This window comes from Spirosoma horti, assembly GCF_054776595.1.
Map to the genome: position 1 here is coordinate 454,949 of NZ_BAAHBQ010000001.1, position 15,057 is coordinate 470,005.

Consider the following 15,057-nt stretch of genomic DNA (forward strand, 5'->3'; position numbering starts at 1 on the left):
CAAGGCCACCCACCATCGGCGGACTGACCATGCTGGTCGGTTTCGTGCTGATCGGCGGTGTTGTTAGTACGCTGCTGCTTTTCGGAATTATGGCAGTCAGCAAAGGGATAGGCTTTACCGAAGCCCAGAACTACCTGACCCGGTTAGCGACCAATCCATCGGCAGCCCCCGGTAGTTGGTACGAGCTGATGACGCTCCAGGCAGTCAATCACCTCGGCACGTTTTTGCTACCTGCCCTTGCCTACTGGTACTTTATCGAGCGCCGGACCTGGGAGCAGTTCAGCGAACGTCCCGCTTCGATGGTAGCAGGCTTCAGCCTGATCGGTCTGATTGTCATCGCTTTTATGCCCTTCGATAGTTTCATTATTGACTGGAACCGAAACCTGCACCTGCCCGAAACCCTGGCCCCCCTTGAGCAATGGATTCGGGATAAGGAAAAGGGACTTGAAGGCATTACCAAATACTTGACGACCTTCGATACAACTGGCCAGTTGCTAATGGCGATCCTCGTGATTGCCGTCATTCCGGCCATTGGCGAGGAAACCCTTTTTCGGGGTATTCTACAGCGCAATCTGATTATCTGGACCAAAAACCCGCACGTCGGTATCTGGCTGGCGGCTGCTCTGTTCAGTGCTATTCACATCCAGTTCCTGGGCTTTTTCCCCCGCATGTTGCTCGGGGCCCTGTTTGGGTATCTGTACCTGTGGTCGGGCAATTTATGGGTGCCTATACTGGCGCATTTTGTCAATAATGGATTTACTGTATTCATGGTCTACCTGCACCAGAAGAAGCTTGTTTCCGTCGACATCGAGACTCCCGAGGCCATTCCGCTGGCTGGCGTATTGGTTTCAGGAGTCATCACACTGGGTTTGTTAATCTATTTTCAGAAACGTAATCAGGAACGAGCGCTCACGCATGGCGAACGCTGACGAACTGACACGATCCGGTTACCTTCGTGCTTTTCATGCCCTACCTCTTAGCCTTATAAATACCATGACAGAAACCTGGGAAGTAATCTACTCAACACCACTACCCCACAGGGCCGAACTAGCTAAAGCATTATTGCTCGAACATGATATATCGGCAGTAGTTATCAATAAACAAAGTAGCAGTTATCCAACCATTGGCTCAGGAAAAAGCGAGGTTCATGTATTGGCCCAGGACGCAATCTTAGCTAAAGTAATTCTTGAGAATGAAGCAACGTTTAGCTAAACTTTCGAACCTCCAGCAGCGAGTCATTGCCGCTGTGGCCGGGGTTCCGTTTATTCTGTTCATGATCTGGTACGACGCCTGGACATTTGCGTTGCTGTTCTGCCTCGTCAGCGCCCTTACCCAGCGCGAATTCTACCGGCTGCTCGGCCTGGATGGCTTTGAACCCCTGACCGCCTATGGAACGGTAGTAGGCACCATGATTTGCGTGCTGGCCTATTTTGTTGAAACCGATCAGATTGGTACCGGGAATTACTTCCTCATTTGTCCGGCCTCGTCCATGATATTCCTGATCAAGCTCTACAAGAAGCGGGACATGAAACCCTTCACCAACATCGGGTTTACATTTCTGGGAATTATCTACGTAGCCATGCCATTTGCGCTGTTGATCATCTTAGCACTTCAGGGGGGCACATTCCACCCCATGATCATTACGGGATGCCTGCTTCTGCTTTGGGCGAGTGACATTGGCGCTTACTTTGCCGGTACCAAATTTGGCCGCCGGAAGCTTTTTGAACGGGTTTCCCCAAAAAAATCGTGGGAAGGGAGCATTGGTGGAGCGGCAGCGGCAGCCATCGTGGCGCTGGGCCTTACGTTCTGGGCACCTGAACTACGCCCCTGGCAGTGGTATTGCGTGGGCGGCATCATTGTCGTGACCGGCACTTATGGTGACCTGGTCGAATCATTATTCAAGCGAAGCATTGCCATTAAAGACTCCGGTAGCAGCATTCCCGGGCACGGTGGTTTTCTGGACCGATTCGATGGCTTGTTGCTGGCCGCTCCGTTTATCATTACGTTTTTGAAGCTGTTCGCCTAAAGAGGCCGACATTAAAATAGGGCCATAAAGCCTAAACTTTCTTAAAATTCGGGTAATACAAATCATTACCTGCCTTTTACTCGTTTACTTTGTAGTATGGTAACTTTGTCTATGAAGAAGTCACTGACGATATTTGTTTTTATTCTGGCATTGTCTGCGTTTGCGGGCCTCTTTGCGACCGCCCATGCGCAGGGTCAGCAACAGCAGATCACGTTCACGGGCTTTATCACCGGCGGTAAATCGAACGATGCCTTACCGGGTGCTTACATCTATATTCCAAAAGCTGGAAAAGGCGTTCTGTCGGCACCAAACGGCTATTTTGCGTTGCCGGTTTTTCCGGGCGACAGTATTATTTTCAGTTATGTAGGCTTCAGGACCCAATACCACATTATTCCGCGTCGGTTAACTGACCTTACGTACTCGGCCGTCGTAGCGTTGCAGGAAGATGTTAAAACGCTGGCCGAAGTGAAGGTTTACCCCTATGCTACCGAAGAGTTGTTTAAGGAAGCCTTCGTGAACCTGAAACTTCCCGACGAAAAAGAACGCGAAAATCTGGCCCGCAATACCAGTCCGGAAGCCATTATGCGACAGGCAGCGACCATGCCCATGGGTGCGCTCGCCAACCACCAGAACTTTGTGAATCAGCAGTTTTTTGGGCGCGAATCGCTCATTGGTCGAAGTGCCACCCCCACGTTTGCCTTCACGAACCCATTTGCCTGGGCCAACTTTATCCGGTCCGTCAAACGGGGTGACCTGAAAACGAAGGAATGGCGCAGCGAACTCAACAAAGCACCCCGGGAAAACTTAACCCGAAAAGATGTTCTACAGGACGGAAATTGAGTTTTCCTCATTTGGTAACACAAACTTCACAGCGCTCCCTTTCCAATACGCCTATCTTTATGGATTGATCTAATCCTTAAAGAATGTGTCACGTGTCTACTTATTGGCCGAAACTTGCGTCAATACGGCTTTTCGACCGAAGACAAAAGCTACTTTATCTCTTACTTTTTTTTACCTTCAGCCACCTGATCATTGGTCAGGCGCAGGCACTGATTGGTGGGGAGCAGCTAGCTCCCCACTACCCGGATTCGGCTTATCGGCTCATAAAAGCTAAACTGGATAAAGCGATTAGTCAGCATAACGAGTTGGCCCAGGGCGATTATCTTCAGGAAATCGGTTCTCTCCTGTACCATCAGGGCAGCTACGTACAGGCCATCGACTACCTGCTTCAGGCCCAGAAAATATTTCGCAACAGCAACAATGAGCAGCGGCTGGCCGACAATCGCAACGAACTAGGCACCGTTTATTATTATAATGAACAGCCAGAACGAGCGCTGACCCAATTTACAGACGCACTGGCTTATTATCAGCGAAGTGGGAATGCGAAAGGGCTGGCCCAGACCTACGCCAACATTGGTCATATTTACGAGAAACGGCGGGACGCTAAAAAGGCCTATCGATATCAGAAACAGGCGCTGGTTCACAGCCGGATGGCCAACGATACGGCTAGCCTGACGAAAATCTTCGAGAATCTGGGCAGTATTTTCGAAGACGAAGCCCGCTTTGATTCGGCTCATAGGTACTACCAGCAGGCGCTGGCGCTGGCCCAACAAACCCACGATGAGATCGGCCAGATTGAAATCATCAATAATCTGGGGGATGTTTTCCGAAAAACGGGGCGCTACAAACAGGGCATGGCGTTATCACGACAAGCATTGGATCTCTCGCAGCAAACGGGCGAACGCTATCAATTGAGCGCGGCCCTCCGCGACATTGCCAAAACGTTTCGACTCATGAACCAGGCCGACAGCGCCTATAAGTACATCGAACTGAGTCGGGACCTAACGGATGAGATCTATGCAATCGAAAATAATCGTCAGATTACGCTGCTTCAAACCTTATTCGACGTCGAACGCAAGGACAGCGAAATAGCCCAGTTGAATGCCCGGAAGCAGGCCGATCTGATTATCATTATAGCTACCTGCGTCGTGTTGTTATTAATTGGGATTCTGGCCTTCGTTATCATTAGCCGACAGCGGTTGAAAATTCAAAACGAACAGGCGCTGAATCAGCAAAACCAGCAAATTTTCAGCACGCAAAACGAGTTGATGCGGGCCGAACTGAAAAATAAACAGCTGAAAGAGGAAAATCTAAAAGGCCAGCTGGAGCTGAAAAGTAACGAGTTAACCTCGCACACGCTGCAAATTATCCAGAAAAATCAGGTACTTGAAGCGATTAAAGACGATCTGGCCGCTATTCTGAAAGATGATAAACGGGATCAGAAAAAGCAACTTCGCCAACTGCTCGAGAAGATTGGCCAGCGCTTTGACCGGGATAAATACTGGGATGATTTCCGTCGTATTTTCGACCAGATCCACCCGCATTTCTTTGAGCAGCTAGCCCATCAATTTCCCGATTTGACGCCTACCGACCTGCGCCTGATTGCGCTCCTCAAAATGAATATCAATTCGGCCGACGTGGCCACTTTGCTAGGCATATCGTCCGATAGCCTTCGGGTATCCCGCTACCGCTTGCGTAAAAAAATTGGCTTACCCGAAGGTGAATCGCTCTCGGCCTACATTCACAGCGTTTCGGTTCAGCGTCTGCCCGCTCCCGAAAATAGCCCCGCTTAGTTGAGCCGTCCCCTCCCTACCGGATAACACGAGGTCGGGGCAAGACTGCGCCCGTATATGGTTCGTGCTACCCATAAAATAGTTCCATCTCCATTCGCCTGCCTTAATGACCTCAAATAGCCACTTAACAATTAGGAAACAGCTTGTTAACAATAACATAATGGCCAGCAAATAGCCAATCAACTCATTAATTTCCAGGCAATTACAAAGATGTGCTGCCTGTCTGTTAACGCGTCAAATAGCCTTGTTGTTCTTCTGTTAACGGATCAAATTTGTCCGGCTCCTCTTCTTCCCCTCACCTTTGCGTCACCAATCCTACACGACGCTGGGTAAGCGTAAAACGAGGAATTGCAATCTTGCTACACCGGATGAATCGACTACTACTGACTGGTTTCTGCTTCCTATTTGTACTCGACGTTTTGGCGGGCACGATTCGGGGCAAAACAGTGGATGCCACAACGGGCCAGCCCATCATTGGCGCAACGTTGATCATTGAGAATACCAAATTCTATACGGTATCGGGTCTTGATGGTTCGTTTGCCATACGAAACGTCCCCGGCGGCTCGTACACGATTCGCATTAGTTACGTATCCTATCGAACCATGACCCGCGATGCCGTCATTGAGAACGACGACCATACGCTGACACTGGATCTGCCGCTCGAAACCGAATCGAACCGCGAAATTGCGGAGGTTACGGTCAAAGGAAAGCGGGATGGATCGAGCGACCGAACCGCCCGCGACCTCGAACGCAATGCCCTGCAGGTGACCAATATCGTGTCTGGCCGCACTATCGAACTATCGCCGGACCTGACCGTAGCCAATGTCATTCAGCGGGTGTCGGGCATTTCCATCGAGCGCAACAGCAACGGTGATGGGCAATACGCCATTTTGCGGGGCATGGACAAACGCTACAACTACACCCTCGTCAATGGCGTAAAGATTCCCAGCCCCGATAATCGCTATCGCTACGTACCCCTCGACATTTTCCCATCGGAACTCCTTGACCGTCTGGAGGTATACAAAGCCCTGACGCCCAGCATGGAGGGTGATGCCGTGGGCGGAGCCATCAACATGGTGATGAAAGACGCTCCGGAACGGCTAACCGTGCTGGCGAACCTGGCAACGGGCTACAGTGAGTTGTTTCTGAATCGCCCGTTTGTAAGTTTCGACGCGAAGAACGTCAACCGCCAATCGCCTTACGAGCAATACGGCAATCAGTATAGTGCCAAGTTCACTGATTTCAACAAGGCATCGACCATCTACACCAGCCATAATCCGCCCCCCAACTTAATTGGCAGTTTTGCCATTGGCAATCGCTTTCTCAATCAGCGATTCGGGATCATGCTGGCCGGGAGTCTGCAAAATACGTTCCGGGGTAGTAACAGCCTGTTTTTCAATGGCGATGTCGTTGATACGCTGCGGGGCATAACCCTGACCAAACAGAGCGAACGGCAGTATTCCGAACACCAGACCCGCTCTGGCCTTCATGCCAAGATGGACTTCCGCGTCAATGAAACCAACAAAATTCAGTGGTTCAACGCCCTCATCAGCCTCAGGAATGAACAGATTCGCGAGACGAAATCGACGGAGTTAGGCATTGGCGGTTTCGACCCCGTACTCGGCAACGCTACGCTTGGCTATGAAACGCGCTCCCGACTGACCAAACAGAAAATCTACAACAGCACCCTGCAAGGCACGCATCAGCTTACGCCCGCGCTCGGTTTGACCTGGTCGGCGGTTTATTCGCTGGCGACCAACGATGTGCCCGACCAAACCTATGTTTCGCTGCTGGGCAGTCGGAAGAACTTTGCGGAAACCCGCACAACCGTGCAGGACGGCACCCGGCGCTGGGAACATAACACCGACAATGACCTGGCGGGCTATCTGAACCTTACCCTCAAAACCAGTCTAGCCGGCATGACTGTCGAGTGGATGGCGGGTGGGCTTTACCGCGACAAGCAGCGGACCAATTTTTACAATAACTACACCCTGCGGCCAACCAATCCGTTTGCCCAGTACGGCGTTGATTTTACTGACTATAATCAGATTACGTACAGCATACAGAACCCCCTGGGTTCGGTGGCGTCGGCTCTCAATTACGATGCCAGCGAGACGACGACTTCGGGTTATCTGCAATTCCGCACCACCGACCAGCCGCTGGAAGTAACGGGTGGCGTTCGCGTCGAGCACACCAATCAAGGCTATGCGATGAAGTTCCCCATTGGCGAAGACCAGCCCGTGGGTAGCCAGATTTATACGGACGTGTTGCCAAGTCTGCATTTTCGCTACCGCCCTACCGAGACAACGAACTGGCGGCTCTCTTATTTCCGGTCGCTCAACCGGCCGGGCTTTTTCGAGATCGTTCCCTATCGGATCGTGAACGAAGAATACCAGGAACGCGGCAACCCGAACCTGAAACGGGTCATTGCGGATAACGTTGATCTGCGCTATGAGTTTTTCCCCCGCCCCCTGGAGCAGTTTATGATCGGCCTGTTCTACAAACACCTCAAGGACCCCATCGAATACACGCTTCAGAAAGATGCCATCCGGGGACAGGACCTGTACTACGGACCGGGCAACTTCGGCAACGCAACCAACTTTGGGCTGGAACTCGACGCCATTAAATACTTTCGGCAGTGGGGCATCAAAGCCAATTACACCTACACCAACTCCAGCATCACGACACCCAAATCGAAGCGTATCCGAAACGCCCAGGGCGACCTGCAAACGATCACCGTCAACCAGACCCGCGCCCTGTATGGTCAGTCGGCGCATGTGGCCAACCTCTCCCTGCTCTACAAAAGCAGCGAACACGGCTGGGATGGACAACTGGCGGCCAGCTATACCGGCGGGCGCATCAATACGGTATCGCAGTTTGTCGATAACGACCTGTATCAGAAAGGATTCGTGCAAATGGATGCTTCCCTCGAAAAGCGCATTAAAGGTGGCTTCCTGCTATTTGCCAAGGCGAATAACCTGCTGAATACGCCCACCGAGATTTTTATCAAGAATACCAGTCCGAAAAATTCGGATGTCCCCAATCAGGATGTGTCGGGCAAAACGCTCATCCGGCGCGATTACTACCAGCGCTCTTACGTGCTGGGCATACGCTATAAACTTTAACAGTCAGTATTAACCAATCAATTACCATGAAACAAGCATTTATTCTGGCCGCACTCTCCGCTGCGGTACTGGTGGGTTGTTCGAAAACCAGTGATACGGGCAATACAGTTACGCCAACACCAGCTCCCGTTGTTAAAGAAGCCGTATCGGGCGATGTATCGGGCATTTGGGAAAAAGGCAGTACGTACAAAATTACGGGGCATTTGCAGGTGCCCGCCAGCCAGTCGCTGGTTATTCAGGAGGGCGTAACGGTCGTCTTCAGTGATTCGACTGTGAAACCGGAGTTCATCGTTAAGGGAAATCTGTACATCATGGGAACATCGGCCAACCCGGTGAAACTGACGGTGCCCGATGCCTGGAAAACGGCAGCCAACCAGTGGGGAAACCTGTGGGGCGGTATCATTGCCGCACCTACCTGCGCTGAACTCCTGATCGACAACGCCATTCTCGAATACGGCGGTGCCGTAACGACCGAGAGTTCGCCCTCCGTAAAAGCGGGCTTATACAAGGCCACGGCCGGAAGCCACGTTCCGGCCGTAAACTACTCGAATGTGAATGGCAAACTGGTCATCGTCAACAGCCGGTTAAACAACCAGAACGAAGATGGCTTTTACATCGAGGGTGGCAAAGTAATTATCGCCAACAACAAAATTTACACGCAGGGTGTATCGGGTGGCGATGCCATCAACATCAAATCGGGTGTGCAGGCCGACGTAGCCTTCAACCTCGTGTATAGCCCAAATACAAACGCGATGAAACTGTCGAATACCGGCGACCGGACCCCACAGGCCTATGTCATTGGCTATAACAACACGATTGTCAACGCGGGCTGGCGTCGGCCAACCATCAAAGGCGGATCGATCTGGGTAGAGATCGCCGTTCGTGCCGAGTTATACAACAACCTGCTGGCCAATGACCGGTTCGGTATCAAACGCGACCCGAAGAACCCCGAAGATGCGCGGTCGAAAGTGAGCAATAACCTGTATTATAACTACACCGCCGAAGGGGTTACGAACTTCCAGCCGACGGCCGAAATCCTGACGGGTACGAACGACGTGATCAGCAAAACGGCTGGCGATAATGATCCTAAATTCGTGAATTACCCACTCAATACGGATCAGAAGAATGCCATTTTTAACACAACCTGGGATTTCCGGCTGCAAAGCGGCTCGCCCGCCATTGGCAAAGGGACAACCAGCTTCACCCGTTTGTATGCCGATGGGCTTTCGTTTGCGAACGGTACGACCTATAAATCCCCCGCGCCCTCGACAACCATTGGTGCTTTCGGCACTAATTAATCGGATGAAGAACCACCTGCCGTTACTACTAATTTCTCTCACAATAGCCTGCCAATCGTCGGCGCAAACCGTTGTCAAGCCGGTTATCATAACCGATACCGTGCGGCACGACACCGACGATCCGGCCATCTGGATCAATCCCAAAGACCCGGCGCAAAGTCTGGTTATTGGCACGGATAAAGATCAGGATGGCGGCTTGTACGTCTTTGATTTGAAAGGCAAAATTGTTCGTGAAGTGCACGACCTCAAACGCCCCGACAACGTAGACGTGGCCTATGGCCTGACGCTTGCTGGCAAGCCGACCGATATTGCGGTGACGACCGAACGCTTTACCCACAAGCTCCGCATCTTCTCATTGCCCGATATGAAACCCGTTGATAACGGCGGGCTGGAGATGTTCGTCGGCGATACGAGCGATGGGTTTCGGGATCTGATGGGTATTGCTCTGTATAAAAATTCAGCGGGAGTTTTGTATGCCATGGTTGGCCGAAAATCAGGACCAACGGATGGCTCATACATTGGCCAGTACCGGCTCGAAGACGACGGCAAGGGTCAGGTTCGGGCTACCCTCGTCCGGAAGTTCGGCGCGTATAGCGGCAAGAAGGAAATCGAATCCATTGCCGTCGACAATGAACTTGGCTATGTGTATTATTCCGACGAAGGGGTTGGTGTTCGGAAGTACTATGCCGATCCCGAAAAGGGCAGCCAGGAATTAGCATTATTCGCTAAAACGGGTTTCGCGGAAGATCACGAGGGTATTTCCATCTACAAAACGGGTCCGAAAACAGGCTATATCCTGGTATCTGATCAGGGCGCAAACCAGTTTCACATCTTCAAACGGGAAGGCGAAGCTGGCAATCCAAATGAGTACAAACTGGTTAAAATCGTCAAAGTAGCGGCCCAGGTGAGCGATGGCTCCGACGTAACGAACGTGGCGTTGGGCAAGCAGTTCCCCCACGGCCTGTTCGTTGTCATGTCCGACGATAAAACATTCCATTATTACCGCTGGGAAGACGTGATAAAATGATGTATGATATAGGATGTATGGTGTATAGAAAAAATACATCATACATCGTTTCATCATCTATCATTCTTCCAGTTTGTCAACGTCAAATCAGTGCCGTCGAATACAGCGTAGGTCTTGGCGGATACCCATTCGCCGAGGTTTACATAACGGCTGGTGGGCGAAACGGCCAGATCGAGTGGCAGGTGGCGATGCCCGAAGATGTAATAATCGTGGTGCATGCGGGTTTCTACTTCCCGGCAATATTGCATCAGCCACTCGCGGTCTTCACCCAGAAATTGCTCCTCCCCTTTCTCCTGATTACTGGCCCGGCTCCGCCTTGACCAGGCCTGTGCCAGCCCAATGCCCAAATCGGGATGTACCCAACGAAACAATCCCCGGGCAAGGCTACTTTCGAAGACTGTCTTGAGTCGTTTATAAACAAAATCGCCGGGACCAAGTCCATCGCCGTGCCCAATCAGGAAATGTTTATTCCCAATCTCATACCGGCGCGGATTGCGGTAGACGGGAATACCCAGTTCTTTCGTAAAATAGTCGTTCATCCACATGTCGTGGTTGCCCGTGAAGAGGATGATGCGAATACCGGCATCGGTTAGTTCGGCCAGCTTGCCCTGTAAACGAATGAATCCTTTAGGAATGCTGTGTTTGTATTCGAACCAGAAGTCAAATACATCCCCTACCAAAAAAATAACCTCGGCATGAGGCCGGATGGCATCTAGCCAGGCAACAATGATTTTCTCCCGTTGGTGGCTCTGCTCGATGGAAGGCGTGCCAAGGTGAAAGTCAGAAGCAAAATAAACGTTACGGCTAGGGGCAAGTGGAATTGTTTCGAGATCAGACATGCATACGGTAATTCTGCCGTAAAGGTACGCAAGCAGATTCATTCACGTATTCCTTCATCCTACTCAGTCTGTATTCCCGAACCTACTTCAGGTCTTTGGCTTTGAACGGTGCTCCGGCTGAGAGCCCGACCAATAACTCACGTTTTATCATCGTTGTGGTATATCCTACCACAAAAACAGCTCACCAACTAATATGGTATGTAAGAAAACGCTAATTTTGGCTTTTCTCAAAATCATCTCATGAAAATCAAATCACTGATACTGGCTTTTCCTGTTTTGTGTTTAGCCTGCAGCAGCCCAAGCTCCACCACCGATCCTGCCAGCAATGTTGACGCCAGCCCAATTGTGGCGAAACAGGTTGTTGGGGTGAATACACTCTCCGTTGATCGGAATTATGATGAGCCCTGCAACATTTTGGGTGAAGAGTATGTTCGTACCACCTTCAATTTAGGGGAAGACACAAAGCTTGAAGAAGTTCACGAGCACAATGGTTGTGAATTCTCATGGGCAGGGAACAAGGTTCTGGTTACGTTTGCCGGTACACGTCCTTTCGAATCTATGTACGTTGCCGAATATACATTCGACAAAATGTATCAGGGCAAGCCAGCACTGGCCATGACGAAATCGATTGAGGTTGCCGATGACTCCACAGAAAGTGGCCCGCACCCAGAAGGCACCAACGCCGAAACACCCGCTACAGCCGAAAACGAAACAGTAGCACATCATACGACTGACGATAACCAGCCGCAACACGGTGGAATTACGGCTGCAACGCCTGCGCTTACCAAACACGCCGTTAGTACCGGCCACTACGAAGCCGTGAAAAATGTGGGCGACAAAGCCGTTTGGGATGCCTCGACTGGTGCCATGCACGTTCTGTACAACAACAACATCATCAGCGTAACGGTTGAGACTAAAGAAAAGCCTGAGCTGAAGAAAGAACACGCTCTGAGCCTGGTTGAAGTGCTGATCGATAAAATCGCCGAAAACGAGTACACCAGCGCGCTGTAAGCGAACCAATCTGTTTCCATCAATAAGGCGTGCTGCTGGTTCAACCAGCGGCACGCCTTATTTTATTTTGTGCCATTGGCGTTGCGGCTCGCTCCCGTTTCCAGCTATCTTTTTGTTTCGCAGTAAGTTTGCCTACAACAACCATAGATTCGACTACGTCTGCTTTTTGTGGACTCCTGACCTTTGTCGAAACAAAAAACAGACAAATGAAAATTGTTGTAACAGGTTCACTAGGACACATCGGCAAACCGCTAACCGAATTACTAGTACAAAAGGGCCATTCCGTCACGGTGATTAGCAGTGATCCCCAAAAACAGGCTACCATTGAAGCATTGGGGGCGACGGCTGCTATCGGCTCGGTAGACGATGTTGATTTTTTGGTATCTGCCTTCACCGGCGCGGATGCCGTACATGCCATGATACCACCAACCAATGCTTCGCCTGATCCAATAGCCCGGCATAAGAAATTAGGTGACTGTCTGGCGCAGGCCATTGGTCAATCGGGCGTAAAGCGCGTGTTGTACGTAAGCAGTTATGGAGCACAGTTAGAAAAAGGTACCGGGCTGATTGTCGGCCATTACCACGCAGAAAAGGCATTGGACGCTTTACCTCTAGAAGCGCTTACGCACCTTCGTGCCACCTATATTTATTACAACATGTACGCTTACGTGAACATGATAAAATCGTTGGGCTTTATCGGAACAAACTATGGCGACGACGATCGGGTTGTATTGGTGTCACCACAAGACATTGCAGCAGCAGCGGCCGAAGAGCTTGAATCACAAACACCTGGCCGGAACGTACGGTATGTGGCGAGTGACGAGCGTAGCTGCAACGAGATGGCGCAGATTTTAGGGGCAGCCATTGGTAATCCCGACTTAAAATGGGTGACGATTACCGACAAGCAAATGCAAACCGGTATGGAAGCGAATGGCGTACCTGCCCCGGTTGCAGCTCAACTGGTTGACATGTATGGCGCCTGTCATACCGGCTTATTGAACGAAGATTATGACCGGCACAAGCCCAAAATAATGGGTAACGTAAAGATGGAAGATTTCGCCATTGACTTTGCGAATGCGTTTAAACAAGCGTAATTGATTTGTAGTATGGCAGGTACAAAACCTTACCGGATTAAAACGATCAGCGACTATCATCAGACTCGTGGGCTCCCTAAACCGGAGCACCCATTGATCTCCGTGATCAATTTAGATGAAGTTAAGCATTGGCCAGGCGAAAGGCCAACAAATGTGGTGTTTGATTTCTATTTAATTGCCCTGAAACGAAATTTCAATGCCACCGTGAAATACAGGTATGGTCAGCAAGCCTATGACTTTGACGAAGGTGTTATGTTCTTTATAGCCCCTGGGCAGGTTTTTTCAGTAATGGCTGATAGCGATTATCAGCTTTCGGGATGGATGGTACTGGTCCATCCCGACTTTTTCTGGAATACGCCCTTGACTAAAAAAATGAAGCAGTACGACTATTTCAGCTACTCCGTGCACGAAGCCCTGCATCTTTCCGAAAAAGAAGAAGGCGTGGTAACGGGCCTTGTGCAGCATATGGCACACGAGTACCACGCCAACATTGACAAATTCAGTCAGGACATTATTATTGGCCAGCTTGACTTGGTGCTGACCTATGCCGACCGGTTTTACCAGCGCCAGTTTATTACCCGTAAAATAACCAATCATCAAACGCTGGATCGTCTGGAAGCTATTCTTGCCCGCTATTTCAATGGCGATACGTTGGCGGAGAAAGGCTTGCCAACCGTTCAATACATTGCTGACACCCTAAACGTCTCGCCCACTTATTTAAGCGGCTTGCTGAAAGTGCTGACCGGCCAGAGCACCCAGCAACATATACACAACAAATTGATTGAGAAGGCAAAAGAGCAGTTATCCGCCACAGATATGTCTGTCAGTGAAATTGCCTACGCGTTAGGATTCGAACATCCGCAATCGTTCAGCAAGCTTTTCAAGACAAAAACTACCCTTTCTCCGCTAGAATTCAGGCAGTCATTCAATTGACAAACCACTACCGTTCCCGTGGGGTCAGATTCTTAAATCTGACACCACGGGAACGGTAGTTGATCCCTTTTCAGAGAGACCATACAGTATTTTTGGTCTACGCTACGCTTCCTATCCTGGTCAGCTAAAACCAGCATATGCATATGGAGGAACAATCTGGACGAAGAGAATTTGTGGGTGTCATCACCAAAGCCGTTGGCGCTTCACTACTATTGCCCACCCTTGGGGGCATTCAGGATATACAGGCCGGGCAGCAATCGTTTACCGTTGGGCAAATCATGGAGATGGTGCTCAAAACAATACCTAATGCCCCTTTTCCTAAGACAGTTGACACCCTGAAGTCAGGCAACGCGTCTCAGAAAGTAACGGGCATCGTTTCTACCATGTTTGCCACGGTTGACGTCATTGAAAAAACCATTGCAGCGGGTGCTAACTTCATCATCGCCCACGAACCGACTTTCTACAACCACCTGGATGAGACGGACTGGCTGAAAAGCGACGACGTTTTTCGTTATAAGCAAGACTTGCTGACGAAGCACAACATTGCCCTCTGGCGTTTTCACGATTACATCCATTCGCACCGCCCCGATGGCGTTCAGGCGGGTGTGTTAGCCGCTTTAGAATGGGCGAAGTATGCCAGCGCCGACAACCCGCATGTGCTTACGCTACCGGCCACCCCGCTGGGTCAGCTCATTACCCACGCGAAAGCCAAACTGGGCATTAAGATGGTGCGGGTCGTTGGCGACCCTGCCCAATCCTGTAAGCGTATCCTGCTCATGCCCGGCGCTTCGGGCGGACGCAGCCAAATAAGCGCCATCGAGAAGGAAAAACCCGATGTTATTTTTTGCGGAGAAGCCAGTGAGTGGGAAACACCTGAGTATGTGCGGGATGCCCGCCAGCTGGGTAAAAAACTGTCCCTGGTCATTCTCGGCCATATCATGAGTGAAGCCGCTGGCATGGAATGGGTCGTATCCTGGCTGACACCTCAGCTTCCCGGCCTCAACATCGCCTACATCCCATCGGGCAACGCCTTTACCTATTTATAAGCCAAGCCGTGGCCGCAACCGGATA

13 protein-coding genes are annotated in these 15,057 nt (G+C 50.7%); 12 read left to right on the forward strand and 1 reads right to left on the reverse strand.

Going from position 1 to position 15,057, the window contains the following annotated elements:
• Positions 1–29 precede the first annotated feature (29 nt).
• The 8 genes from ACYVAM_RS01930 to ACYVAM_RS01965 all read left to right on the forward strand — a co-directional run bounded on the left by ACYVAM_RS01930 (position 30) and on the right by ACYVAM_RS01965 (position 10,109).
• Positions 30–929 (forward strand): lysostaphin resistance A-like protein, encoded by a 900-nt coding sequence (locus ACYVAM_RS01930; RefSeq protein WP_461064205.1) that lies wholly within the window; start codon positions 30–32, stop codon positions 927–929.
• Between the two features lie 64 nt (positions 930–993).
• Entirely contained in the window at positions 994–1,212 is a 219-nt protein-coding gene (locus ACYVAM_RS01935) for a putative signal transducing protein (RefSeq protein WP_460939417.1), read from the forward strand.
• Entirely contained in the window at positions 1,193–2,026 is an 834-nt protein-coding gene (locus ACYVAM_RS01940) for a phosphatidate cytidylyltransferase (protein WP_460939418.1), read from the forward strand. Before ACYVAM_RS01935 ends, ACYVAM_RS01940 begins: the two co-directional genes overlap by 20 nt.
• A 111-nt stretch (positions 2,027–2,137) precedes the next feature.
• Positions 2,138–2,866, forward strand: coding sequence for a carboxypeptidase-like regulatory domain-containing protein (locus ACYVAM_RS01945; protein ID WP_461064207.1), 729 nt, complete (start codon positions 2,138–2,140; stop codon positions 2,864–2,866).
• Between the two features lie 92 nt (positions 2,867–2,958).
• Positions 2,959–4,659, forward strand: a complete 1,701-nt coding sequence (locus tag ACYVAM_RS01950) for a tetratricopeptide repeat protein (RefSeq protein ID WP_461063369.1) — start codon at positions 2,959–2,961, stop codon at positions 4,657–4,659.
• 368 nt (positions 4,660–5,027) lie between these two features.
• Positions 5,028–7,784: a TonB-dependent receptor gene (locus ACYVAM_RS01955; protein ID WP_461063371.1), complete on the forward strand. Its 2,757-nt coding sequence runs from the start codon at positions 5,028–5,030 to the stop codon at positions 7,782–7,784.
• A gap of 26 nt (positions 7,785–7,810) precedes the next feature.
• Positions 7,811–9,082, forward strand: coding sequence for a right-handed parallel beta-helix repeat-containing protein (locus ACYVAM_RS01960; protein WP_461063373.1), 1,272 nt, complete (start codon positions 7,811–7,813; stop codon positions 9,080–9,082).
• Positions 9,083–9,086: 4 nt separating this feature from the next.
• A complete protein-coding gene (locus ACYVAM_RS01965) occupies positions 9,087–10,109 on the forward strand; it encodes a phytase (RefSeq protein ID WP_461063375.1) in 1,023 nt (340 codons plus the stop codon).
• Positions 10,110–10,162: 53 nt separating this feature from the next.
• Here the strand turns inward: ACYVAM_RS01965 and ACYVAM_RS01970 are convergent, their stop codons facing one another.
• Positions 10,163–10,948, reverse strand: coding sequence for a UDP-2,3-diacylglucosamine diphosphatase (locus tag ACYVAM_RS01970; RefSeq protein ID WP_461063377.1), 786 nt, complete (start codon positions 10,946–10,948; stop codon positions 10,163–10,165).
• Between the two features lie 240 nt (positions 10,949–11,188).
• On the opposite strand from ACYVAM_RS01970, the gene ACYVAM_RS01975 reads away from it, so the two are divergent.
• The 4 genes from ACYVAM_RS01975 to ACYVAM_RS01990 all read left to right on the forward strand — a co-directional run bounded on the left by ACYVAM_RS01975 (position 11,189) and on the right by ACYVAM_RS01990 (position 15,032).
• Positions 11,189–11,959 carry a hypothetical protein gene (locus tag ACYVAM_RS01975; protein WP_461063379.1) on the forward strand — a complete coding sequence of 257 codons (771 nt, stop codon included), beginning with the start codon at positions 11,189–11,191 and terminating at the stop codon, positions 11,957–11,959.
• A gap of 206 nt (positions 11,960–12,165) precedes the next feature.
• Complete coding sequence (locus tag ACYVAM_RS01980; protein WP_461063380.1) at positions 12,166–13,053, forward strand: NmrA family NAD(P)-binding protein; 888 nt, start codon at positions 12,166–12,168, stop codon at positions 13,051–13,053.
• Between the two features lie 12 nt (positions 13,054–13,065).
• A complete protein-coding gene (locus ACYVAM_RS01985) occupies positions 13,066–13,986 on the forward strand; it encodes a helix-turn-helix domain-containing protein (protein WP_461063382.1) in 921 nt (306 codons plus the stop codon).
• 143 nt (positions 13,987–14,129) lie between these two features.
• Positions 14,130–15,032, forward strand: coding sequence for a Nif3-like dinuclear metal center hexameric protein (locus ACYVAM_RS01990; protein ID WP_461063384.1), 903 nt, complete (start codon positions 14,130–14,132; stop codon positions 15,030–15,032).
• The last annotated feature ends 25 nt before the right edge of the window (positions 15,033–15,057 follow it).